This is a genomic window from Ralstonia nicotianae, assembly GCF_018243235.1.
Lineage (GTDB): Bacteria > Pseudomonadota > Gammaproteobacteria > Burkholderiales > Burkholderiaceae > Ralstonia > Ralstonia nicotianae.
The window spans coordinates 2,457,752-2,479,284 of the sequence record NZ_CP046674.1 but is presented as its reverse complement, the minus strand read 5'-3'; the positions used below and the strand labels follow the sequence as shown (position 1 = coordinate 2,479,284).

21 protein-coding genes and 3 tRNA genes are annotated in these 21,533 nt (G+C 65.1%); 22 read left to right on the top strand and 2 right to left on the bottom strand.

Going from position 1 to position 21,533, the window contains the following annotated elements:
- The first annotated feature begins 9 nt into the window (after window positions 1-9).
- From fabG to nagZ, 17 genes are all read left to right on the top strand, one after another.
- The gene (gene fabG, locus GO999_RS11240; RefSeq protein WP_011001004.1) at window positions 10-759 is read left to right on the top strand and encodes a 3-oxoacyl-ACP reductase FabG; all 750 of its coding nucleotides are present in this window, start codon (window positions 10-12) and stop codon (window positions 757-759) included.
- 197 nt (window positions 760-956) lie between these two features.
- Window positions 957-1,196, top strand: coding sequence for an acyl carrier protein (gene acpP, locus GO999_RS11235; protein WP_003268817.1), 240 nt, complete (start codon window positions 957-959; stop codon window positions 1,194-1,196).
- A gap of 111 nt (window positions 1,197-1,307) precedes the next feature.
- A complete protein-coding gene (gene fabF / locus GO999_RS11230; RefSeq protein WP_011001005.1) occupies window positions 1,308-2,540 on the top strand; it encodes a beta-ketoacyl-ACP synthase II in 1,233 nt (410 codons plus the stop codon).
- A gap of 609 nt (window positions 2,541-3,149) precedes the next feature.
- A complete protein-coding gene (gene rpoE, locus GO999_RS11225) occupies window positions 3,150-3,749 on the top strand; it encodes an RNA polymerase sigma factor RpoE (RefSeq protein WP_003264474.1) in 600 nt (199 codons plus the stop codon).
- 109 nt (window positions 3,750-3,858) lie between these two features.
- Window positions 3,859-4,491 carry a sigma-E factor negative regulatory protein gene (locus GO999_RS11220; protein WP_028860391.1) on the top strand — a complete coding sequence of 211 codons (633 nt, stop codon included), beginning with the start codon at window positions 3,859-3,861 and terminating at the stop codon, window positions 4,489-4,491.
- Window positions 4,492-4,502: 11 nt separating this feature from the next.
- Window positions 4,503-5,600 (top strand): MucB/RseB family sigma factor regulatory protein, encoded by a 1,098-nt coding sequence (locus GO999_RS11215; protein WP_028852865.1) that lies wholly within the window; start codon window positions 4,503-4,505, stop codon window positions 5,598-5,600.
- Window positions 5,601-5,697: 97 nt separating this feature from the next.
- Window positions 5,698-7,215: a DegQ family serine endoprotease gene (locus tag GO999_RS11210; RefSeq protein ID WP_016723247.1), complete on the top strand. Its 1,518-nt coding sequence runs from the start codon at window positions 5,698-5,700 to the stop codon at window positions 7,213-7,215.
- Window positions 7,212-7,487, top strand: coding sequence for a glutaredoxin family protein (locus GO999_RS11205; RefSeq protein ID WP_019717871.1), 276 nt, complete (start codon window positions 7,212-7,214; stop codon window positions 7,485-7,487). Before GO999_RS11210 ends, GO999_RS11205 begins: the two co-directional genes overlap by 4 nt.
- Before the next feature lie 198 nt (window positions 7,488-7,685).
- Window positions 7,686-9,482 carry a translation elongation factor 4 gene (gene lepA / locus GO999_RS11200; protein WP_016723245.1) on the top strand — a complete coding sequence of 599 codons (1,797 nt, stop codon included), beginning with the start codon at window positions 7,686-7,688 and terminating at the stop codon, window positions 9,480-9,482.
- 33 nt (window positions 9,483-9,515) lie between these two features.
- Window positions 9,516-10,433 (top strand): signal peptidase I, encoded by a 918-nt coding sequence (gene lepB / locus GO999_RS11195; protein WP_011001011.1) that lies wholly within the window; start codon window positions 9,516-9,518, stop codon window positions 10,431-10,433.
- Window positions 10,434-10,498: 65 nt separating this feature from the next.
- Complete coding sequence (locus GO999_RS11190; RefSeq protein ID WP_016723244.1) at window positions 10,499-10,870, top strand: DUF4845 domain-containing protein; 372 nt, start codon at window positions 10,499-10,501, stop codon at window positions 10,868-10,870.
- Between the two features lie 2 nt (window positions 10,871-10,872).
- The gene (rnc, locus tag GO999_RS11185) at window positions 10,873-11,643 is read left to right on the top strand and encodes a ribonuclease III (RefSeq protein ID WP_011001013.1); all 771 of its coding nucleotides are present in this window, start codon (window positions 10,873-10,875) and stop codon (window positions 11,641-11,643) included.
- Complete coding sequence (gene era, locus GO999_RS11180) at window positions 11,640-12,587, top strand: GTPase Era (RefSeq protein ID WP_023470297.1); 948 nt, start codon at window positions 11,640-11,642, stop codon at window positions 12,585-12,587. The genes rnc and era overlap by 4 nt, the downstream gene beginning before the upstream one ends.
- A gap of 20 nt (window positions 12,588-12,607) precedes the next feature.
- Complete coding sequence (gene recO, locus GO999_RS11175) at window positions 12,608-13,426, top strand: DNA repair protein RecO (RefSeq protein WP_011001015.1); 819 nt, start codon at window positions 12,608-12,610, stop codon at window positions 13,424-13,426.
- Window positions 13,423-14,214, top strand: coding sequence for a pyridoxine 5'-phosphate synthase (gene pdxJ, locus GO999_RS11170; RefSeq protein ID WP_011001016.1), 792 nt, complete (start codon window positions 13,423-13,425; stop codon window positions 14,212-14,214). The genes recO and pdxJ overlap by 4 nt, the downstream gene beginning before the upstream one ends.
- Entirely contained in the window at window positions 14,211-14,654 is a 444-nt protein-coding gene (gene acpS / locus GO999_RS11165; protein WP_197368407.1) for a holo-ACP synthase, read from the top strand. Before pdxJ ends, acpS begins: the two co-directional genes overlap by 4 nt.
- Window positions 14,651-15,703 carry a beta-N-acetylhexosaminidase gene (gene nagZ / locus GO999_RS11160; RefSeq protein ID WP_058908498.1) on the top strand — a complete coding sequence of 351 codons (1,053 nt, stop codon included), beginning with the start codon at window positions 14,651-14,653 and terminating at the stop codon, window positions 15,701-15,703. The genes acpS and nagZ overlap by 4 nt, the downstream gene beginning before the upstream one ends.
- A 114-nt stretch (window positions 15,704-15,817) precedes the next feature.
- On the opposite strand, the gene efp is transcribed toward nagZ, so the two are convergent.
- A complete protein-coding gene (gene efp, locus GO999_RS11155) occupies window positions 15,818-16,378 on the bottom strand; it encodes an elongation factor P (RefSeq protein ID WP_028852870.1) in 561 nt (186 codons plus the stop codon).
- Between the two features lie 122 nt (window positions 16,379-16,500).
- Window positions 16,501-17,691, bottom strand: a complete 1,191-nt coding sequence (gene earP, locus GO999_RS11150) for an elongation factor P maturation arginine rhamnosyltransferase EarP (RefSeq protein ID WP_058908497.1) — start codon at window positions 17,689-17,691, stop codon at window positions 16,501-16,503.
- Between the two features lie 82 nt (window positions 17,692-17,773).
- Between earP and uvrC the strand changes: the two genes are divergently transcribed.
- The 5 genes from uvrC (at window position 17,774) to GO999_RS11125 (ending at window position 20,935) form a co-directional block, all read left to right on the top strand.
- On the top strand, window positions 17,774-19,783 hold the full coding sequence (uvrC, locus tag GO999_RS11145) for an excinuclease ABC subunit UvrC (RefSeq protein WP_028852872.1): 2,010 nt from the start codon (window positions 17,774-17,776) through the stop codon (window positions 19,781-19,783).
- 68 nt (window positions 19,784-19,851) lie between these two features.
- Complete coding sequence (gene pgsA, locus GO999_RS11140) at window positions 19,852-20,427, top strand: CDP-diacylglycerol--glycerol-3-phosphate 3-phosphatidyltransferase (protein ID WP_016724974.1); 576 nt, start codon at window positions 19,852-19,854, stop codon at window positions 20,425-20,427.
- A 137-nt stretch (window positions 20,428-20,564) separates the two neighbouring features.
- A tRNA-Gly gene (locus GO999_RS11135) sits at window positions 20,565-20,640 on the top strand.
- Window positions 20,641-20,694: 54 nt separating this feature from the next.
- Window positions 20,695-20,770 (top strand) — tRNA-Gly (locus GO999_RS11130).
- Between the two features lie 91 nt (window positions 20,771-20,861).
- Window positions 20,862-20,935 (top strand) — tRNA-Cys (locus GO999_RS11125).
- Window positions 20,936-21,533: the final 598 nt, after the last annotated feature.

Below are 21,533 nucleotides of genomic sequence, written 5' to 3'. Positions count from 1 at the left end.
GGAATCCGCATGACCCAAGCATTGAACAACCAGGTCGCTCTCGTCACCGGCGCATCGCGCGGCATCGGCCGGGCGATCGCCCTGGAGCTGGCGCGCCAGGGGGCCACCGTGGTCGGCACGGCCACCTCCGAGGCAGGCGCCCAGGCGATTTCCGCCTACTTTGCCGAAGCGGGTGTCAAGGGCGCCGGGGTGGTGCTCAACGTCAACGATGCGGCGCGCTGCGAAGCCGTGATCGACGAAGCCATCAAGACACACGGCGGCCTGAATATCCTCGTGAACAATGCCGGCATCACCCAGGACAACCTGGCGATGCGCATGAAGGACGACGAATGGATGGCCGTCATCGACACCAACCTGAGCGCCGTTTTCCGCTTGTCTCGCGCCGTGCTGCGTCCGATGATGAAGGCGCGTGGCGGTCGTATCATCAACATCACCTCGGTGGTGGGCTCGGCCGGCAACCCGGGCCAGGCCAACTATGCGGCCGCCAAGGCGGGCGTGGAAGGCATGGCACGGGCGATGGCCAAGGAAATCGGCAGCCGTAACATCACGGTCAACAGCGTTGCGCCCGGTTTCATCGATACCGACATGACGAAGGTGCTGTCGGACGAGCAGCATACCGCGCTGAAGGCGCAGATTCCGCTCGGCCGCCTGGGCATGCCGGAAGACATTGCCAATGCGGTTGCCTTTCTGGCGTCGCCGGCGGCGGGCTACATCACGGGCGCGACGCTGCACGTCAACGGCGGCATGTACATGGGATAAGGAAGCCGTCCCGGCGGCGATGTCATCGATGTGCCGTGCGAGGCATGGCCTTGTGCAGAAGCGGTGAGATCGCCGAATTAACTGGCTTTTAGCATCACGTTGAGCGTATTTTTTGCACGGTTGTCGGCGCGGTTTTTCATCGCGCAAACCTGCTAGAATGCGCGCACTTTTTGTCGAATACTTCCCTGGAGGGTTAAATGGACAACATCGAACAACGCGTCAAGAAGATCGTCGCCGAGCAACTGGGCGTGGCCGAAGCTGACATCAAGAACGAATCGTCGTTCGTCAACGATCTCGGCGCTGACTCGCTCGACACGGTTGAGCTGGTGATGGCGTTGGAAGATGAGTTCGGTATGGAAATTCCGGACGAAGAAGCTGAGAAGATCACCACGGTGCAACAAGCCATCGATTACGCTCGCGCCAACGTCAAGGCGTAAGCGTCGTCTTTCTCTTGGCATCGCGGGCCACAGAAGTGGCGCTCTCCGGCTTGGCCGGGCAGCGCGCTTTCTGTGGCCTTTGTCGCTGATATAGAGTCGCAGGAAAGCATAGTGAGCCGTCGTCGCGTAGTCGTTACCGGCCTGGGGCTGGTCTCTCCGGTAGGAAACTCGGTCGCCGAAGGGTGGGCCAATCTGGTCGCTGGCAAGTCCGGCATCGCCACCGTCACCAAATTCGATCCGTCTAACTTGGCCGTGCACTTCGCCGGCGAAGTGAAGGGCTTCAACGTCGAGGAGTACCTCTCGGCCAAGGATGCTCGCCAGATGGATACCTTCATCCATTACGGCATTGCCGCTGGGGTGCAGGCACTCAAGGACAGCGGCCTGGAGGTGAACGAGGCCAACGCCGAGCGTGCAGGCGTGCTGGTCGGCTCCGGCATCGGTGGCCTGCCGATGATCGAAGACACCCATTCCACGTACGTCGAACGCGGTCCGCGCCGGATTTCGCCGTTCTTCGTGCCGGGGTCGATCATCAACATGATCTCGGGGCACCTCAGCATCATGCATGGCCTGAAGGGGCCGAACCTGGCGGCGGTCACGGCTTGCACGACCGGGCTGCACAGCATCGGGTTGGCGGCGCGCCTGATTCAGGCGGGCGATGCCGACGTGATGCTGGCGGGTGGCGCCGAGTCGACGGTCTCGCCGCTCGGCATCGGCGGCTTCGCAGCAGCGCGCGCGCTGTCGACCCGCAACGACGATCCGGCCACCGCGTCCCGTCCGTGGGACAAGGATCGCGACGGCTTCGTGCTGGGCGAGGGTGCAGGCGTGATGGTGCTGGAAGAGTACGAGTCCGCCAAGGCGCGCGGAGCCAGGATCTACGCGGAGCTCGTGGGCTTCGGCATGAGCGGTGACGCTTATCACATGACTGCGCCCAACATGGATGGTCCGCGCCGCTGCATGCTCAATGCGCTGCGCGATGCCGGCATCAACACCGACCAGGTGCAGTACCTGAACGCGCACGGCACGTCCACCCCGCTGGGCGACAAGAATGAATCCGATGCCATCAAGGCGGCTTTCGGCGAGCACGCCCGCAAGGTCGTCGTGAATTCCACCAAGTCCATGACCGGCCATCTGCTGGGCGGCGCGGGCGGCCTGGAGTCGGTGTTCTCGGTGTTGGCGCTCCACCATCAGGTGTCGCCGCCGACCATCAATATTTTCAACCAGGATCCCGAGTGCGATCTCGATTACTGCGCCAATACGGCGCGTGACATGAAGATCGACGTGGCCGTGAAGAACAACTTCGGCTTTGGCGGGACCAACGGCACGCTGGTGTTCCGACGCCTGTGATGGAACCTGAGGCGCGGCCTGGTGCCGCGCCGTCGCTTCCCGCTGCGGCGGCAGCCTGTTCCGTGCAGTGCTTCGTGTTTTCACGGCAGTACCGGCGGATATGCCTGGTGGCGCGTGTTCTCACAGGGGCTGCGGTCCTGTCCGCGGTGTTTTGGGTCGCTGTGGCGTGGGGCGGCATGCTGCCGTCTTGGGCCTGGTATGCGATTGGCATGTTGGCGGTGACCGGGCTGCTTCCACTGATTTTCGCGCGTTCGCCACGATCGGTGGAACTGATGTGGCGAACCCATCTCAAAGACAATGGCGAGCCGGTCTCCGGGGCTTGGTGCACGGGACTGGTGACGGGTGGCGCCGTTCAAAACGTTCCCCTGCTGTGGTGGTGGGCTCCCGGTGAACGGGTGCTGGTCCTGGGTGTTGCCCAGAGGTGGTGGTGTCCGCGGATTTTCGTGCTGGCATCGCCATGGTTCGCCGCCGAATCGCTGCGTCGGGTGCGCAGGTTGTTGCGCCTCGGGCCACCTGTGTCTGGGGGCCTGGCATCCGGTGTGTCGTAGGTAAAATACAACGTTTTCAAGTCACAAAAATTCAAGGCGATACACTGCAGGTGAAGAATCCGTGAGTGAACGCGAAGCCGACCAGATCCTTGTCGAACGCGTCCAGCAGGGTGACAAGCGGGCGTTTGAACTGTTGGTGGTCAAGTACCACCGCAAGATCATCCGTCTGATCTCACGCCTGATCCGCGATGCCGCGGAGGTGGAGGATGTGGCACAGGATGCCTTCATCAAGGCGTACCGTGCGCTGCCCCAGTTCCGGGGCGAATCTGCGTTTTATACGTGGCTGTACCGCATCGCCGTTAACACGGCCAAGAATTACCTGGCGACCCAGGGCCGGCGTCCCGAGTCGTCCACCGATATCGACACCGAAGAGGCTGAAACTTTTGCCGACGGTGAACAACTAAGGGATATCAATACGCCGGACTCGATGCTGCACACCAAGCAGGTTGCCGAAACGGTCAATCGCGCGATGGAGGCGTTGCCGGAGGAATTGCGTACGGCAATTACGCTCCGCGAGATCGAGGGTCTGAGCTATGAGGAAATCGCTGAAGCGATGGAATGTCCGATCGGGACCGTCCGTTCGCGGATATTTCGAGCACGCGAGGCGATTGCCGAGAAATTGCGCCCCTTGCTGGGAACAGCAGAGGGCAAACGGTGGTAGCCAGCCGATATGACAAACCGGGCTGCCTGCGTCCAGGCTGCAAACGGTGAAATCTCGGGAAGTCTTCTCTCGGATCGTTGATTGAACGTTGGAGTTTTGGGGTCGGGAAATGGGTCAGGCTCAAATGCAGGCAGCAGACGCGGGGTTCGCCGAGCGGATTTCCGCTTTGATGGACGGTGAAGTGGCGGCACACGAAGCGGCCGCGGCCGTGGAGCTCGCCAAGGATGGCGAGGGCGCGGGGCACTGGCGCGAATATCAGCTGATCGGCGATGCGCTCCGGTCGGAGGATCTGCTGGGCGCGCACTCCACCGAAGCATTCCTCGGCCGTTTCTCGGCCAAGCTCGACGCGGAGCCGCACCTGCTGGTGCCGGCCGTGGCGCAGCGCGCGCAGACCGAAGAGAGGCACCGCTTCCTGGTTCGCCCGTCGTGGGTCCGCCGGGTCATGCCTTCGACCGCGGTGGCAGCGGCGGTGGCGGCCGTTAGCTGGGTTGTCGTGCCGCAATTGCGCGGCCCGACCGGCAGTGGCGATGCATCGCCCGCACTGGTCGCCAAGGCGCAGCAAGGCGCTGGTGCCCAGGCCGTGACGGTGTCGGCCGCGGAGAATACGCCCATGATCCGGGATGCGCGTCTGGACGAATACCTGAGCGCGCATCGTCAATCGGCAACCAACGGCGTGGTGGTCCCGTATCTGCGAGCGGTGGCCAATGGCGCGGCGAGCACCCAGGACTCCAGTCAGGAATAATGCGGGAATCCATGTCGAAGGTGTGGCACCCCGTTGCAGGGGCCGGTGCCCGCAAACTCCAGGCCGTCCGTCGGTCCGTCTTCCTTCTTCTTTGTGTCTCGGCGCTGTCGGTTGCGGCCCAATCGCAGCAGCCCGAGCCGATGCCGCGCAAGGAAGCCGCCTCGTGGCTGACGAAGATCCATCGTGCCGCGCTCAAGCAGAACTATGTCGGTACGCTGACGTATCAGCGCGGGTCCGGCATGCATTCGACGCGCATCCAGCATTACACCGACCTGTTCAACAACGAGTATGAACGCGTCGAGGCGCTCGATGGCAAGCAGCGCGAGATGCTGCGCCAGAACGACGTTGTCCGGAACCTGATCTACGAGGTCAAGCTGGTCGTGACCGAGAAGCAGGAGAACAAGGACAGCTTCCCGGCGCTGCTGGCCACGACCAACGGCGACGTCCTGGACCAGTACGACATGCGCCATCTGCCCGCCGAGCGCGTGGCCGGCATGGACTGCGAAGTCTTCCAGCTGGATCCCAAGGATGGCTTCCGCTATGCCTACCGGATCTGGGCGGAGCGCAGCTCGGGCTTGCTGATCCGTGCGCAGACCATCGGCGAGGATGGCAAGGTGCTGGAGCAGGTGGCATTCTCGCAAGTCGAGGTCGGCGTGCCGTCGGAGAAGCAGAAGATCCTGGCGGCCCTGAAGAGCGTGACGGGCTGGAACCAGTACGAAGTTGTTTCGCAGCCGACCAATCTTGCCGAGCAGGGCTGGGCCATCACCAGCCCCATCAAGGGCTTCCAGAAGATTCGCGAAGTGCGTCGGCCGCTGGGCGACATCGCGCCGGCGGGCAAATCGTCGTCGGGGTTCGAAGTGCAGCAGGTTGTTTTCAGCGATGGCCTGGCGGGGCTGTCGCTGTTCATCGAGCCGGTCTCGGAAAAGCGGTCGCGGCGCGAAGGTTTCATTTCGCAGGGCGCGACGCACGTGATGGTGCGGCGCATTGCCGACTTTTGGCTGACGGTGGTGGGCGAGGTGCCTTTTGCTACCATCAAGCAGTTCGGGGCGGCCGTCGACTACAAGCCGGTCTCTGCCAACGCGGCCAGCCGCCCGGCTAGCACGCCTTAATTCCTCTCTCTGGACTGAAGCGGTGTCGCCGCGGCGCCGTTGATGCCGTGCCGATCGCGCTCAGTCCACATTGATCTCACTGTTTCGGGGAGCTTGCATGCGTACCGCTCGAACCGTTTACGCCTTGCGTCTGCTTTGCGTTGCCGCCATCGTCGCTGCCGGTGGCGCGCTGATGCCGGCTTACGCGCAGAACGCCACCGGTAGCGTGGCGACGGGCACCTATGGCCTGCCTGACTTTGCCGATCTGGTCGAAAAGGTCAGCCCGGCGGTGGTCAATATCCGCACCACCGAGAAGGTGCGGATGCAGAACAACCCGAGCGATGACGACATGGCCGAGTTTTTCCGCCGCTTCTTCGGCGTGCCGATGCCGGGCACGCCGGGGCAGGGGCAGGGCCAGAAGCGCCGCAACGCCCCGCCGCAGGCCGAGGAGGAGCAGAGTCGCGGCGTCGGCTCCGGCTTCATCATGTCGGGCGACGGCTATGTGCTGACCAACGCTCACGTGGTCGAAGGCGCGGAGACGATCTACGTGACGCTGACCGACAAGCGTGAATTCAAGGCCAAGCTGATCGGCTCCGACAAGCGCACCGATGTGGCGCTGGTCAAGGTGGAGGCCACCGGCCTGCCGAGCCTGAAGCTGGGCGATTCGGACAAGGTGCGTGTGGGCGAGTGGGTGCTGGCGATTGGTTCGCCGTTCGGGCTGGACAACACCGTCACCGCGGGCATCGTGTCGGCCAAGGGGCGTGACACCGGCGATTATCTGCCGTTCATCCAGTCCGACGTGGCCGTGAATCCCGGCAACTCGGGCGGCCCGCTGATCAACCTGCGGGGCGAGGTGATCGGCATCAACAATCAGATCTTCAGCCAGAGCGGCGGCTACATGGGCATCTCGTTCGCGATTCCGATCGATGAAGCGATGCGCGTGGCCGAGCAGCTCAAGACGCAAGGCCGGGTGACGCGCGGCCGCATCGGTGTGGCGATCGACAATGTGCCGAAGGACGCAGCGGAGTCGCTGGGCCTAGGCCGTGCGCGCGGCGCCTATGTGGGCAATGTCGAGTCGGGTGGCCCCGCCGACAAGGCAGGCATCGAGGCCGGCGACATCGTCCTGAAATTCAATGGGCGCGACGTCGAGAAGGCCGGTGACCTGCAGCGTCAGGTCGGCGAGAGCAAGCCTGGTACGCGCGCCACCGTGCAGGTGTGGCGCAAGGGCGCGACGCGTGATCTGACGGTGACGGTGGCCGAGCTGCAGCCCGATACCAAGGTGGCGCAGCGGGGCAAAGGCGGCCAATCCGACAATGGCCAGCCGGGCGCCGGCAAGCAGAATGCGCTTGGGCTGGTGGTGGCCGATCTGTCGGAAGGCGCGCAGCGAGAGTTCAAGACGAAGGCAGGCGTCGAGGTGCAGGTGGCGGATGGCCCCGCCGCGCGCGCCGGCATCCGCCCGGGAGACGTGATCCTGCGCGTGGGCGACACCGATGTCACCAGCGCCAAGCAATTCAACGACGTGGTCGGCCGGCTGGACAAGAGCCGCATGGTGGCGGTGTTCGTCCGCCGTGGCGATGCCACGCAGGTCGTGACGATGCGACCGAGCACGGCGCGGGCCGGCGGCGGCCAGCCGTGATTCAGCTGACGCTCTACGGACGCGCTTACTGTCATCTGTGCGACGACATGAAGGTCGCGCTGGAATCGTTCCGGCGCGACTTTCCTTTTGTGTTGCACGAAGTGGATGTCGACAGTGACCCGACACTGGAGGATCGTTTCGGTGAGCTGGTGCCGGTGCTGCTGACAGGCACGCCGCAGACGCCGCGTGAAGCGGCGCGCGAGCTGTGCCACTACTTTCTGGATGGGCCGGCCGTGCAGGCGTGGCTGGCGGCGCAGACGCCCTCCGATTGACGCGGATGCGCCGCAAAAAGAGGCGCGGGAGACCCGCTGAAATCCGGTAAAATCGCCTGTTAGCGCCGATTTGCGCATTGCCGCATCGGCTTGGAATCCAACACCTCCCGCTGGCGCCGAAAGTGACGCCAGCCGTGCCGGACCCGCCTTCGCGTGCCTGGCACATGCGCCCGGGAAGGGCGCTTTTCGACGCTTTCGATGGACAATATCCGCAATTTTTCGATCATCGCCCACATCGACCACGGCAAATCGACGCTGGCCGATCGCATCATCCAGTTGTGCGGTGGGCTTTCCGACCGCGAGATGGAAGCCCAGGTGCTGGACTCGATGGATATCGAGAAGGAGCGCGGCATCACCATCAAGGCGCAGACCGCCGCGCTGTCCTACAAGGCTCGTGACGGCAAGGTCTACAACCTCAACCTGATCGACACGCCGGGGCACGTCGACTTCAGCTACGAAGTCAGCCGTTCGCTGTCCGCGTGCGAGGGCGCGCTGCTGGTGGTCGATGCTTCGCAGGGCGTGGAGGCGCAGACGGTTGCCAACTGCTACACGGCCATCGAGCTGGGCGTCGAGGTGGTGCCGGTGCTCAACAAGATCGACCTGCCGGCGGCCGACCCGGACAGCGCGATCCAGGAAATCGAGGACGTGATCGGGATCGACGCGCAGGATGCGACGCGCTGCTCGGCCAAGACCGGCGTGGGTGTGCCCGATGTGCTGGAAGCCCTGATCGCCAAGGTGCCGGCGCCCAAGGGCGATCCCGATGCGCCGCTGCAGGCGCTGATCATCGACTCGTGGTTCGACAACTACGTCGGCGTGGTGATGCTGGTGCGCGTGGTCAACGGCACGCTGCGCGCCAAGGACAAGGTGCTGCTGATGGCCACGGGCGCGCAGCACCTGGTGGAGCAGGTGGGTGTGTTCTCGCCGAAGTCGGTGCCGCGTGAATCGCTGTCGGCGGGGCAGGTGGGCTTCGTCATCGCCGGCATCAAGGAACTGAAGGCCGCCAAGGTGGGCGACACCATCACCCACGTGGCGCCGCGCAAGGCCGACGCGCCGCTGCCGGGCTTCAAGGAAGTCAAGCCGCAGGTGTTCGCGGGCCTGTATCCGGTCGAGGCCAACCAGTACGAGGCGCTGCGCGAATCGCTGGAGAAGCTGCAGCTGAACGACGCGTCGCTGCAGTTCGAGCCGGAAGTGTCGCAGGCGCTGGGCTTCGGTTTCCGCTGCGGCTTCCTTGGCCTGCTGCACATGGAGATCGTGCAGGAGCGCCTGGAGCGCGAGTTCGATATGGACCTGATCACCACCGCGCCGACGGTGGTCTACCAGGTCATGCAGCGCGATGGCACGACGGTCCAGGTGGAAAACCCTGCCAAGATGCCCGATCCGAGCAAGATCGAGTCGATCCTCGAGCCGATCGTCACGGTCAACCTGTACATGCCGCAGGAATACGTGGGCGCCGTGATCACGCTGTGCGAGCAGAAGCGCGGTTCGCAGATCAACATGAGCTACCACGGCCGCCAGGTCCAGCTCACGTACGAAATTCCGATGGGCGAGATCGTGCTGGACTTCTTCGACCGGCTGAAGTCCGTCTCGCGCGGCTACGCGTCGATGGACTACGAGTTCAAGGAATACCGTCCGTCCGACGTGGTCAAGGTCGACATGCTGATCAACGGCGACAAGGTGGACGCGCTGTCGATCATCGTCCACCGCTCCAACAGCGCGTACCGCGGCCGCGAAGTGGCCGCCAAGATGCGCGAGATCATTCCGCGCCAGATGTACGACGTGGCCATCCAGGCGGCCATCGGCAGCAACGTGATCGCGCGCGAGAACGTCAAGGCGCTGCGCAAGAACGTGCTGGCCAAGTGCTACGGCGGCGACATCAGCCGCAAGAAGAAGCTTCTCGAGAAGCAGAAGGAGGGCAAGAAGCGCATGAAGCAGGTGGGCAGCGTTGAAATCCCGCAGGAGGCTTTCCTGGCCATCCTGCGCGTCGAAGAAAAATAACCTGGACGAATCGCGTAACCGCGTCTCTCATTCATGAACTTCGCCCTGATCCTTTTCATTCTCGTCGTCTTCACCGGTGTGGCGTGGGTGGCCGACAAGCTGATGTTCCAGCGCCAACGCCAGGCCGCCGCCACGGCCGCGCTGGCCGAGTTCGACGCCCGTGCCCAGGCCCAGGTGCAGTATGGTGCCGTGGCCGACGTGGGCGCGGCGCGCGCGCAGCTGGCCGAAGAGACGCTGCGCATGCCCTGGTGGCTGGAATATACGGCCAGTTTCTTCCCGGTGATCGCCGCGGTGTTCCTGCTGCGTTCGTTCGTGGTGGAGCCGTTCAAGATCCCGTCGGGCTCGATGATCCCGACGCTGCAGATCGGTGATTTCATCCTCGTCAACAAGTACACCTACGGCGTGCGCCTGCCGATCGTCAACAAGAAGCTCGTCGAGCTGAATCAGCCGCAACGCGGCGATGTGATGGTCTTCCGCTACCCGAAAGACGAGTCGATGGACTACATCAAGCGCGTGATCGGGGTGCCGGGCGACGTGGTGAAGTACGACAACAAGCGCCTGACGATCAACGGCCAGCCTGCCATCTACGCGCCGCAGCAGGACTACATGTACGTGGAAGACACCGGGGACGCGCAACATCCGCGCATCACGTATTCCAAGCAGTACCAGGAAACGCTCGGCAGCGTTGCGCACAACATCCTCAACGATAACGACCGCCCGGCCTATGTGTCCGGTCCGGACGATTTTCCGTTCCGCGAGAACTGCACTTACAATCAGACCGGCTTTACCTGCAAGGTACCTGCAGGTCACTATTTCATGATGGGCGATAATCGCGACAACAGCGCGGATTCCCGCTACTGGGGCTTCGTGCCGGACAAAAACATCGTCGGGAAAGCGTTCTTCATCTGGATGAATCTGGGCGACTGGAAGCGGATCGGCAGCTTCCATTGATGCTGCCAGGGTTATCGGTCAGTCTCTTTTTTAAACTTCGGCAATTGCACAACGGGGGAAATGCAATGCGGATGCATCGGGCCGGTCTGGCGGCGCGTCGGGCGCGCGGTATCACCATGTTCGGGTTTTTGATCGCAATCGTCGTGCTTGTGACGGCGGTGCTGCCGGCGATCCGGGCCGTTCCGAGCCTGCTGGAATACCAGGCCATCCATCACGCCATCAAGATTGCCCGGGAGCGGGCGGCGACACGTGCGGACGTGGCGATCGCGTTCGACAAGCAGGCCGCGATCGACGACATCCAGGCGATCAAGGGCGAGGACCTGGAGGTGATCGAATCCAACGGCTCGGTGCAGATGGTACGGTTCTCCTACAAGCGTGAAGTGCCGCTGTACGGCCCGCTTGCCTTGCTGATCACCTATTCGGGGTCGCAGCGCTGAACATGAGTCTGGAAGCATTGCAGCAACGCCTTGGCTATCGCTTCAGCAAACCGGAGTTGCTGCAGCAGGCGCTCACGCATCGCAGCCACAACGCGATGCACAACGAGCGCCTGGAATTTCTCGGCGATTCGATCCTGAATTGCGCCGTGGCGGACATGCTCTATGGCATGTTCGGCAAGCTGGACGAGGGCGATCTGTCGCGCGTGCGGGCCAATCTGGTCAAGCAGCAGGCGCTGTACGAGATCGCGCAGATGCTGCTGTTGCCGGACGAGCTGCGCCTGGGCGAGGGCGAGCTCAAGAGCGGTGGGTTTCGCCGGCCGTCGATCCTGGCCGATGCGCTGGAGGCGATCTTCGGCGCGGTGTTCCTCGATGGCGGCTTCGATGCGGCTCGTACCCTGATCCGCAAGCTGTACATCCCGATCCTGGAGCAGGTCGATCCGCGCACGTTGGGCAAGGACGCCAAGACGCTGCTGCAGGAGTATCTCCAGGGTCATAAAATCGCGCTGCCGCAATACGCCGTGGTGGCCACGCACGGCGCGGCGCATAATCAGCAGTTCGAGGTCGAGTGCACGATCCCGAAGCTGGAGATCCGTGTCTCCGGCAGCGGGGCATCGCGGCGCGCGGCCGAGCAGTCGGCGGCCAAGCTGGCCCTGGAAGAAGCGCATCGCCTGGTGCCGCAGCTCGTCAAGCGCAGCCGCGCCGAGCGCACCGGCAAGACGCGCAAGCAGGCCACGCCGCCGGATCCGCAGTTGTCTCTCAGGTTGAAGGAATGACCGACACCCCATTGCAGCCTCCGCAGCCGCCGCAGTCACTCCCCGGCGTGCCGGAGGGGTTCCGCTGCGGCATGGTCGCCATCGTCGGGCGGCCGAACGTCGGCAAGTCCACGCTGATGAACGCCCTGGTGGGCCAGAAAGTCAGCATCACGTCGCGCAAGGCGCAGACTACGCGCCACCGCATCACCGGCATCCAGACCACCGACGATGCGCAGTTCGTCTTCGTCGATACGCCGGGCTTCCAGACACGGCATGCCACCGCGCTCAACCGCTCGCTGAACCGCGCCGTCACGTCGACCCTGACGTCGGTCGATGCGGTGCTGTTCGTGGTCGAGGCCGGGCGCTACGGTCCGGACGATGCGAAGGTCCTGTCGCTGCTGCCGCGCGAGACGCCCGTGATCCTGATCGTCAACAAGGTCGACCGGCTCGATGCGTACACGCGCGCCGAGATGGTCGCCGTGTTCCTGCAGGAGATGGCGCAAGTGTTTCCGTTCAAGGAAATCGTGCCGATGTCGGCCAAGAACCGGGACGACATCCTGCGGCTGCTCGGCATCGTCCGGCCGTACCTGCCCGAAGGCGAGCCGATGTATGACCCGGAGGCTCTGACGGACCGCAGCGAGCGGTTCCTGGCCGCCGAGATCGTCCGCGAGAAGGTGTTCCGCTGGACGGGCGACGAGTTGCCGTATTCGAGCACCGTCGTGGTCGACAAGTTCGAGACCGAGGGCCGCCTGCGGCGCGTGTTCGTCACCATCCTGGTGGATCGCGACGCGCACAAGGCGATGATCATCGGTGCCAAGGGCGCCAAGCTCAAGCAGATCTCCACCGAAGCCCGCATGGACATGGAAAAGCTGTTCGACGGCAAGGTCTACCTGGAGGTCTGGGTCAAGGTCAAGAGCGGCTGGGCCGACAACGAGGCCGGTCTGCGCGCCTACGGCTACGAATAGCCTTTCCCACGCACGCGTCGATGGCGGGACGATCCGATCCGATTCCGGACGAGGCGGCGGAGTGGCTGGCCGAGGAGGGCGTTGCCGGCGCCGCGCCGCGCAAGGGCTTTCCCGCCGCGCGCGCCGAGCATCGCGTCTCGCAGCAGCCGGCGTTCGTGCTGCACAGCTATCCCTATCGCGAGACCAGCCTCATCATCGACGTCTTCACGCGCGATCACGGTCGGATCGCGCTGGTGGCCAAGGGCGCCAAGCGGCCGCATTCGGCCTTGCGCGCCGTGCTGCAGACGTTCCAGCCGCTGTCGCTGTCGTGGAGCGGGCGCGGTGAGGTGAAGACCCTGACGCGCGCCGAGTGGGTCGGCGGCATGCTGCCGCTGGGGGGCGAGGGGCTGCTGTCAGGCTTCTACCTGAACGAGCTGCTGGTCAAGTTCGTTGCGCGGGAGGACGGGCACCCGGTGCTGTTTTCGCACTATGTGGAAACGCTCAACAAGCTCGCCCACGGCGAGCCTGTTGCCTTCACGCTGCGCGCCTTCGAGCGCGTGCTGCTGCGCGAGACCGGTTTTGCCGCCCAGCTTGACCGCTGCGTCGACGGCGAGCCCGTGCAGCCCGACGGCGACTACGTCTATCACCCCGAACGAGGCATCCGGCGCGCGCTGCCGAGCGATCCGTCCTCGTGGCCGGTGCTGCGCGGACAGACGCTGCTCGACATGGAGCGCGACGATTATTCCCGTCCGGCCACGGCCACGCAGAGCCGCAGCCTGATGCGGTTCCTGCTGCATTATCATTTGCACGGCACGCCGCTTTCGACGCGCCAGATCCTGATCGACTTGCAGAAACTATGATCTTTCATGCCTCGCCGGGTGTCATCGACCTTGGGGTCAATATCGACCACGTCGCCACGCTGCGCAACGCGCGCGGCACCACCTACCCGGACCCGATCGCCGCGGCGCTGCTGGCCGAGGAGGCCGGCGCCGACCTCATCACGCTGCACCTGCGCGAAGACCGCCGGCACATCAAGGACGCCGACGTGCGCGCATTGCGGCCGCAACTGCGCACGCGGATGAACCTGGAGTGCGCCGTCACGCAGGAGATGCTCGACATTGCGTGCGATATCGGTCCGCAGGACGTCTGTCTGGTGCCCGAGCGGCGGCAGGAGGTGACCACCGAGGGCGGTCTGGACGTGGTGGGCGGCTTCGCCAAGGTGCAGGCCGCGTGCCAGCAGTTGGCGGGCGCGGGCATCCGCGTGTCGCTGTTCATCGATCCGGACCCGGCGCAGATCGAGGCCGCCGCGGCGACCGGGGCGCCGGTCGTTGAGCTGCATACCGGCCGCTACGCGGAGGCCACCGACGACGCTGAAGTGAAGGCCGAGCTGGTGCGCATCGAGCGTGCGGTGGAAGAGGGCATCCGCTGGGGGCTGCGCGTCAATGCCGGGCACGGCCTGCACTACACCAACGTGCAGCCGATCGCGGCGATGGCGGGCATCCACGAACTCAACATCGGCCACGCCATCGTCGCGCATGCCGTGTTTGCCGGCTGGCAGAACGCGGTGCGCGAGATGAAGGCCATCATGGTGGCGGCACGCCTGTCGGCGACGACACCCGCGGCGGCGCATCCGGGCGTACCGGCATGAGCGAACCGCCCGCCGTCCCCTCGGTGTCCGGTGCCATCTATGGCATCGGTACCGACATCATCCAGATCGAGCGCGTCGAAGGCGTGATGCAGCGGACTCACGGCCGCTTCGCCGAGAAGGTGCTCGGCCCCGATGAACTGCGCATCTACCAGGCCCGCAAGGCCCGCTCGGAGCGGCGCGGCCTGGCGTTCCTTGCCACGCGCTTTGCCGCCAAGGAGGCGGTCTCCAAGGCCATCGGCCTCGGCATGCACTGGCCGATGACGTGGCGTGCCGTGCAGACCCTCAACCTGCCGTCCGGCCAGCCGGTGGTGCGATACAGCGGCGAACTGGCCGACTGGATCGCGCAGCGCGGCCTCCATATCCAGATCAGCGTGACGGACGAGCGCGACTACGCGGTCGCCTTCGCCGTCGCCGAACTGCAATCCAAGCCCTCCGCATGAATTCCATCACCAACAAGCAGAAGCGCCCCGGCCCGATCGTCCTCGACGTGGCCGGGCTCGTGCTCGGCCCTGACGATGTCCGCCGGATCGTGCATCCGCTGACCGGCGGCGTGATCCTGTTCGCGCGCAATTTCGAGTCGCGCGCGCAGTTGACGGCACTGACCGCCGCGATCCGGGCCATACGCGATGACGTGCTGATCTGCATCGACCACGAGGGTGGGCGCGTGCAGCGTGCCAAGCAGGACGGCTTCACGCATCTGCCGGCGATGTCCGCGCTGGGGCAGCTGTGGGACAGCGACGTCCTGGCCGCCACGCGCGCGGCCACCGCGTGCGGCTATGTGCTGGCGGCGGAATTGCGCGCCTGCGACATCGACCTGAGCTTCACGCCGGTGCTGGACCTGGACTATGGCACCAGCGGCGTGATCGGTGACCGCGCTTTCCACCGCGATCCGCGCGTGGTGACGATGCTCGCCAACCACCTGACGCTGGGCCTGCGCCTGGCCGGCATGGCCAACTGCGGCAAGCATTTCCCCGGCCACGGCTGGGTTCAGGCCGATTCGCACGTCGCCGTGCCGGTCGACGAGCGGCCGCTGCAGGCGATCCTCGACGAGGATGCCCAGCCGTACGGGTGGATGGGCATCGGCCTGCAATCGGTGATGCCGGCGCATGTCATCTATTCGGCGGTCGATCCGAACCCGGCGGGCTTCTCGCGCTTCTGGCTGCAGGACATCCTGCGCACGCATTACAACTTCGACGGCGTGATCTTCAGCGACGACCTGAGCATGGAAGGCGCCAGCGTCGCGGGGTCGGTGGTCGACGGCGCGCGCGCGGCGCTGGCGGCCGGCTGCGACATGGTGCTGATCTGCAATGCGCCGGACAAGGCCGACCAACTGCTGAACGAACTGGACGTGAGGATCGGCAAGGCTTCGCAGCGACGCATCCGCCGGCTGTTCGGCACCAAGGCGGCCAAGGACTGGTCGAAGCTGGCGCAGCAGTCGGCGTACCGGCAGGCGCTGCGGACACTGCGCGAGGCACGGCTGATCGCCTAGCGCGCAGGCGGGTGGGGTGCGAGGCCTTGCCGCGCCATCGCCCGCTCCGTCGTTTTTTCGCGGGCAACAAAAAAGGCAGCGCCAGGCTGCCTTTTTTGTTTGCAGAACGCCGAATCAGTTGGCGCGGCTGCGGTACTCGTGCGTACGGGTGTCGATTTCGATCTTGTCGCCGGTGCTGCAGAACAGCGGGACCTGGATCTCGAAGCCGCCCTTGATCTTGGCCATCTTCAGCACCTTGCCCGACGAGGTGTCGCCCTTGACGGCCGGCTCGGTGTATTCGATTTCGCGGACCAGCGTGGTCGGCAGTTCGACCGAGATGGCCTTCTCGTTGTAGAAGGTCACTTCGGCGGCCATGCCGTCTTCCAGGTAGTGGATCGCGTCGCCCATGCTGTCGGCTTCCACTTCGTACTGGTTGTAGTCGGTGTCCATGAACACGTACATCGGATCGGCGAAGTAGGAGTAGGTGCACTCCTTCTTGTCGAGGATGATCTGGTCCATCTTGTCGTCGGCCTTGAACACCGATTCCGACGGCGCGCCGGTCAGCAGGTTCTTGTACTTCATCTTGACGACAGCGGCGTTGCGGCCGGAGCGGCTGTATTCGGTCTTGAGCACGACCATCGGGTCGTTGCCGATCATGAAAACGTTACCAGCGCGGAGTTCTTGCGCGATTTTCAAGGCCATTTCTAATTTCCTGAAAAGTAAGAGGGTTCGATGCGTGCCGAGCAACGATGCAACCGCGCGATACCCTCGGGTCGCGCGAACCAGGTGAAAGCCGGGGCCGCACTCAAATTAGCCCGCTATTTTACCTGTTTTTCGCAGAACGCCACCAGATTCGCCGCGAGATCGCCCAGACACAACAGCGTGTGTTCCCACGTGGCGGCGCGGTCGCGCAGCGGTGCCAGGGCGGTGGCGAACGCGGGCCAGTCGAGTGAGGTGGGCTGCGCGTTCCAGGCATGCCAGAAGGTGGCGAGCGCATCGGCCGCCGCCTGCGGCAGGGCGGGGGCATAGCGGGCCAGAAAGGCGTCCAGCTTGGCGAGGTGGGCGTCGTCGCTTTGCGGGTAGATGTGCCAGACGAACGGGCGCAGCGCCCACTGGGCGCGCACGAAGGAATCTTCGCCCCGGACGAAGTTGACGTCGCAGGCCCACAGCAGTGCATCGTAGTGCTCTTGCGGCACGAAGGGCACCACGGCAACGCTCAGGGGGCCCTGTGTCCAGCGCGCGCCGGCTGCGGGGGCGGTTGCGCCGAGCTGTTCCGCGATCTGCGCCGCCGCCAGTCCTTCGGGGACCAGGCAGATCACCGGGCGGGCAGATGCCGCCCATTGCGCGATCAGCGAAGGCAGGGCGGGGTTGGGGTAAGCGAACAGGCTCACGCGCAGCGCGTCGGGCGCGTGCTGCATCAGGTCGTCCACGCCCAGCCGGTGCCAAAGCGTCCGGTGTGCCGTCGGGCTGGCTTCGAATGCCGCCCGCTGCGCGCCCAACTGAGCTTCGCGCAGCACGCCGCCCGTGCCGCGCGCCATGCCGGGAAAGAAGAAGTGCTTGACCAGCGGCAGCCGTGGATGCGGCGACTGCATCGCGTGGTGCGTGGCCACCCAGTCTTCCGCGCTCAGATATTCGAGGTTGATCCAGATCGGCGCCCGGCCTTGGCGGGCAGCATCGGCCATGCGCTGCAGCATGGGCTCGGGGATGTCGCAGGCGAAGGCTTCGACCACCACGTCATGCGGCGCGGCATGCGCATCCGCGGCCAGCAGCGCCGCGACGCCGGCGTCGTCGCTCCAGCGGCGGATGTCCACGCCCGAGACGCGCTGCGCAGCGGCGGCCGTGTCGACCGCCGGGCACAGCCGTTCGAATGCGCGCAGGTCGTCCACCCACAGCCGCACCGTATGGCCGTGCTCCTGGACCAGTTGCCGGGCCAGGCGCCAGCACACGCCGATGTCGCCGTAGTTGTCGACGACGCGGCAGAAGAGGTCCCAGGACGAGAGGTTGCGCATGCGCGGGGCGGGAGAGGCGAACGGGGCGACATTGTAGTCCGCCGCTTGCTCTACACTTGCAGCCTCCGCCAGCGCGAACGCCATGCCGTCCGACCCCACGCCACCCGATTCCCCCGAAGTCCCCGGGGTGCCGCCACCGGGCGCCCAGACGCCACCCGCACCCGCCGTCGACCCGAGCGAGGCGGCTTTCGATGCCAAGGCCCACATCGCCCGCCTGCCCAGCCTGCCGGGCGTCTACCGCTACTTCGATGCGCAGGGCAGCGTGCTCTACGTCGGGAAGGCACGCGATCTGAAGAAGCGCGTCTCGAGCTATTTCACCAAGACGCTGCTGTCGCCGCGCATCGCGATGATGGTGGCGAAGATCGCGCATATCGAGACCACCGTGGTGCGCAGCGAGGCCGAGGCGCTGCTGCTGGAGAACAACCTGATCAAGGCGCTGGCGCCGCGCTACAACATCCTGTTCCGCGACGACAAGTCGTACCCCTACCTGAAGCTCACGCAGCATGCGTATCCGCGCATGGCGTACTACCGCGGCGCGACCGATCGCAAGCACCAGTACTTCGGCCCGTTCCCGAGCGCGCATGCGGTGCGCGAGAGCATGCAGATCCTGCAGAAGGTGTTCCAGCTGCGCACGTGCGAGGACACGGTGTTCAACAACCGCACGCGGCCGTGCCTGCTGCACCAGATTCACCGCTGCACCGCCCCATGCGTGCAGGCGATCAGCGCGGAAGACTATGCCCGCGACGTGGCCAACGCCGCGGGCTTCCTGCTGGGCCGGCAGGATGAGGTCATGCAGACCCTGCAGGACAAGATGCAGCGGCATGCCGCGGCGCTGGAGTTCGAGCAGGCCGCGACGGTGCGCGACCAGATCGGGGCACTGTCGACGGTGCTCACGCGGCAGTCGGTGGAGGAGGTCGGCCAGGCCAGCGATATCGACATCCTCGCCGTGGCGATCAAGGGCGGCCATGCCTGCGTGAACCTGGCGATGGTGCGCGGCGGCCGGCACCTCGGCGACAAGGCGTACTTTCCGACCCACGTGGAGGAGGGGGCCGCCATCGTCGGCGTGGACGTCGAGGCCGACGTGCCGGAAGGCGCCGAGACGCAGCTCGAGCCGGCGCGCGATCCCGAGCGTATGGCGCGCGATATTCTCGAGGCCTTCGTCGCGCAGCATTATCTCGACCAGTTCGTGCCGCCGGTGCTGGTGGTCAGCCACCCGATCCGGGCGGCGGGGCTGATCGAGGCGCTGGCCGCGCAGGCCGGGCGGCGCGTGTCGGTGGTGCGACAGCCGCAGGGCGCGCGCCGCGCCTGGCTGGAGATGGCGGAGAAGGGCGCGGAGCTGTCGCTGGCGCGGCGGCTGTCGGAGCAGGGTAGCCAGCAGGCCCGCACGCGCGCGCTGGCCGAGACCATCGGCGTCGATCTGGAAGACCTCGCCGCCCTGCGCGTCGAGTGCTTCGACATCAGCCACACCGCCGGCGAGGCGACGCAGGCATCGTGCGTGGTCTTTCACAGCCACGCCATGCAGAACGGCGAATACCGCCGCTACAACATCCAGGACATCATTCCCGGCGACGACTACGCCGCCATGCGCCAGGTGCTGACGCGCCGCTACCAGAAGGTGGTCGAGCAGGCCGCCGAGGATGCGCCCGACATGCCCCGCGTCGTGCTGATCGACGGCGGCAAGGGGCAGGTGGAAGTGGCGCGCCAGGTCTTCGAGGAGCTGGGGCTGGACATTGGCCTGCTGGTCGGCGTGGCCAAGGGCGAAGGCCGCAAGGTCGGTCTGGAGACGCTGGTCTTCGCCGACGGGCGGCCGTCGCTGGAGTTGGGGCAGGGCAGCGCCGCGCTGATGCTGGTCGCGCAGATTCGCGACGAGGCGCACCGCTTCGCCATCACCGGCATGCGCGCCAAGCGGGCCAAGGCGCGCAACACCTCGCGGCTGGAGGAGATCGAAGGCATCGGGGCCAAGCGGCGGCAGCGGCTGCTGGCGCGCTTTGGCGGCCTGCGCGGCGTGATGGCCGCCAGCGTGGAGGAGCTGGCCACGGTCGAGGGCATCTCGCAGACGCTGGCCGAAGAAATCTACCGCCAATTGCACTGATCGGCGACAATGGCCCCTCGTGCCGCGCCGGGGCTGGAACCGCGCGGCGGTTGTCCTGTCGACTAGCCATGCCTTTCAACTTCCCGATCCTCCTGACCTGGCTGCGGGTCGCCATGATCCCGCTGGTGGTGGGCGTGTTCTACGTGCCGGATGCCTGGATGGCGCCGCCCGTCAAGAACCTGACCGCCGCGGCGTTCTTCATCGTTGCGAGCCTGACCGACTGGTTCGACGGATTCCTGGCGCGCCGCTGGAACCAGACTTCGGCGTTCGGCGCCTTCCTGGACCCGGTCGCCGACAAGTTGATGGTGGCCGCTGCGCTGCTGGTGCTGCTGGCGCTTGGCCGTGTGTCGGACGTCATCGCGCTCGTCATCATCGGCCGTGAGATCACCATCTCGGCGCTGCGCGAGTGGATGGCGCAGATCGGTGCCTCACGCAGCGTTGCGGTCAACTTCCTCGGCAAGCTGAAGACGACCTTCCAGATGGTCGCGATTCCGCTGCTGCTGTTCGAGGGCCGCCTGTTCGATGTGGTCGATGCGCGGGTGTGGGGGACGTGGCTGATCTATGTGGCTGCGGTGCTGACGCTGTGGTCGATGGCGTACTACATGAAGCTGGCCTGGCCGCAGATCCGGGAGCGCTCGAAATGAGCCCGCAAAAAACTTTTGCGCAAAGGTGTTGACGAGGACCATTCTTTTTTGCCATAATTTCGTTCTCGCGTTGCACTGAACGTAACGCGAAAGACCGGTGATGCAAAGGTTGTACGGCAGCGTCCCTGGTCAACAATGCGGGAATAGCTCAGTTGGTAGAGCGCAACCTTGCCAAGGTTGAGGTCGCGAGTTCGAGCCTCGTTTCCCGCTCCAGTTTGAAATGTGTGGCCGTGCCGGTGTTTGTGGTGCGGCGGTGCAACCGGTTACGCGGGAATAGCTCAGTTGGTAGAGCGCAACCTTGCCAAGGTTGAGGTCGCGAGTTCGAGCCTCGTTTCCCGCTCCAATCCCGAAGGGAAGCCACGCTTCCCTTTTTCTTTATCGGCGTGGCGAGTACGCAGTCCTGCGCGAATCGCTACAATGCTGGTTCAGCCCCTGGCGGGGTGGCAGAGTGGTCATGCAGCGGCCTGCAAAGCCGTGTACGCCGGTTCGATTCCGACCCCCGCCTCCAAGTTGCACGAAAAAGCCCTGATGCGTCATCAGGGCTTTTTTATTTCCGCGCTCAGGCACCGCCTTGGCCGCGCTGCCAGGACGATCTTCCTCATTTCCGTATCCGTCGCGCCGAGTGGCCAGTCATCGTTGTCGATCGGCCGGATGCGCTAATGGACGGGCCATGCTGCGGGTCGACCGTTCGATCTGTTTTTTCCTTCCCACATGCAGTGCGCCTGATCCATCTGCCGCAGGCTGGGTGCTGCGCTGGAAACGGCGCCTTGTCTTCTGGTGTCCGGTGGGTATCCCGGAGGGGGCGAGCCTCCCGTGTGGAGGCAAGGACGGAGGTCATGCTCGATCAGCGCGCGGCCGATCGGCGCATATGGGCCGCGTGTCGCCGGAGCGCGTTCACGCGCTGTGTTCCTCCATATCCGATCCGGGTGGGGTTCCTGCTTTGTGACGAATATGGATTGTGATGCCACCGGGAAAAATGATAAAACCCTATGGCAGACCCGCTGAGGATCCGTATTGCGCCTGGGTTTTCACAATTGTTTGCAATGTGACAAGAGTGGCCTTTTAGGATGATCTGGGCTCGAGTCGAAGTGCTCTGCACATGGCAG

What these genes read in the sequence shown, in the direction of transcription:
- rnc (WP_011001013.1), top strand. Translation starts at nt 10,873, where the DNA reads ATGAGTCTGGAAGCATTGCAGCAACGCCTTGGCTATCGCTTCAGCAAA.
- recO (WP_011001015.1), top strand. Translation starts at nt 12,608, where the DNA reads ATGGCGGGACGATCCGATCCGATTCCGGACGAGGCGGCGGAGTGGCTG.
- lepB (WP_011001011.1), top strand. Translation starts at nt 9,516, where the DNA reads ATGAACTTCGCCCTGATCCTTTTCATTCTCGTCGTCTTCACCGGTGTG.
- uvrC (WP_028852872.1), top strand. Translation starts at nt 17,774, where the DNA reads ATGCCGTCCGACCCCACGCCACCCGATTCCCCCGAAGTCCCCGGGGTG.
- GO999_RS11215 (WP_028852865.1), top strand. Translation starts at nt 4,503, where the DNA reads ATGTCGAAGGTGTGGCACCCCGTTGCAGGGGCCGGTGCCCGCAAACTC.
- pdxJ (WP_011001016.1), top strand. Translation starts at nt 13,423, where the DNA reads ATGATCTTTCATGCCTCGCCGGGTGTCATCGACCTTGGGGTCAATATC.
- earP (WP_058908497.1), bottom strand. Translation starts at nt 17,691, where the DNA reads ATGCGCAACCTCTCGTCCTGGGACCTCTTCTGCCGCGTCGTCGACAAC.
- fabG (WP_011001004.1), top strand. Translation starts at nt 10, where the DNA reads ATGACCCAAGCATTGAACAACCAGGTCGCTCTCGTCACCGGCGCATCG.
- acpS (WP_197368407.1), top strand. Translation starts at nt 14,211, where the DNA reads ATGAGCGAACCGCCCGCCGTCCCCTCGGTGTCCGGTGCCATCTATGGC.
- GO999_RS11220 (WP_028860391.1), top strand. Translation starts at nt 3,859, where the DNA reads ATGGGTCAGGCTCAAATGCAGGCAGCAGACGCGGGGTTCGCCGAGCGG.
- GO999_RS11210 (WP_016723247.1), top strand. Translation starts at nt 5,698, where the DNA reads ATGCGTACCGCTCGAACCGTTTACGCCTTGCGTCTGCTTTGCGTTGCC.
- pgsA (WP_016724974.1), top strand. Translation starts at nt 19,852, where the DNA reads ATGCCTTTCAACTTCCCGATCCTCCTGACCTGGCTGCGGGTCGCCATG.
- lepA (WP_016723245.1), top strand. Translation starts at nt 7,686, where the DNA reads ATGGACAATATCCGCAATTTTTCGATCATCGCCCACATCGACCACGGC.
- nagZ (WP_058908498.1), top strand. Translation starts at nt 14,651, where the DNA reads ATGAATTCCATCACCAACAAGCAGAAGCGCCCCGGCCCGATCGTCCTC.
- era (WP_023470297.1), top strand. Translation starts at nt 11,640, where the DNA reads ATGACCGACACCCCATTGCAGCCTCCGCAGCCGCCGCAGTCACTCCCC.
- acpP (WP_003268817.1), top strand. Translation starts at nt 957, where the DNA reads ATGGACAACATCGAACAACGCGTCAAGAAGATCGTCGCCGAGCAACTG.
- GO999_RS11190 (WP_016723244.1), top strand. Translation starts at nt 10,499, where the DNA reads ATGCGGATGCATCGGGCCGGTCTGGCGGCGCGTCGGGCGCGCGGTATC.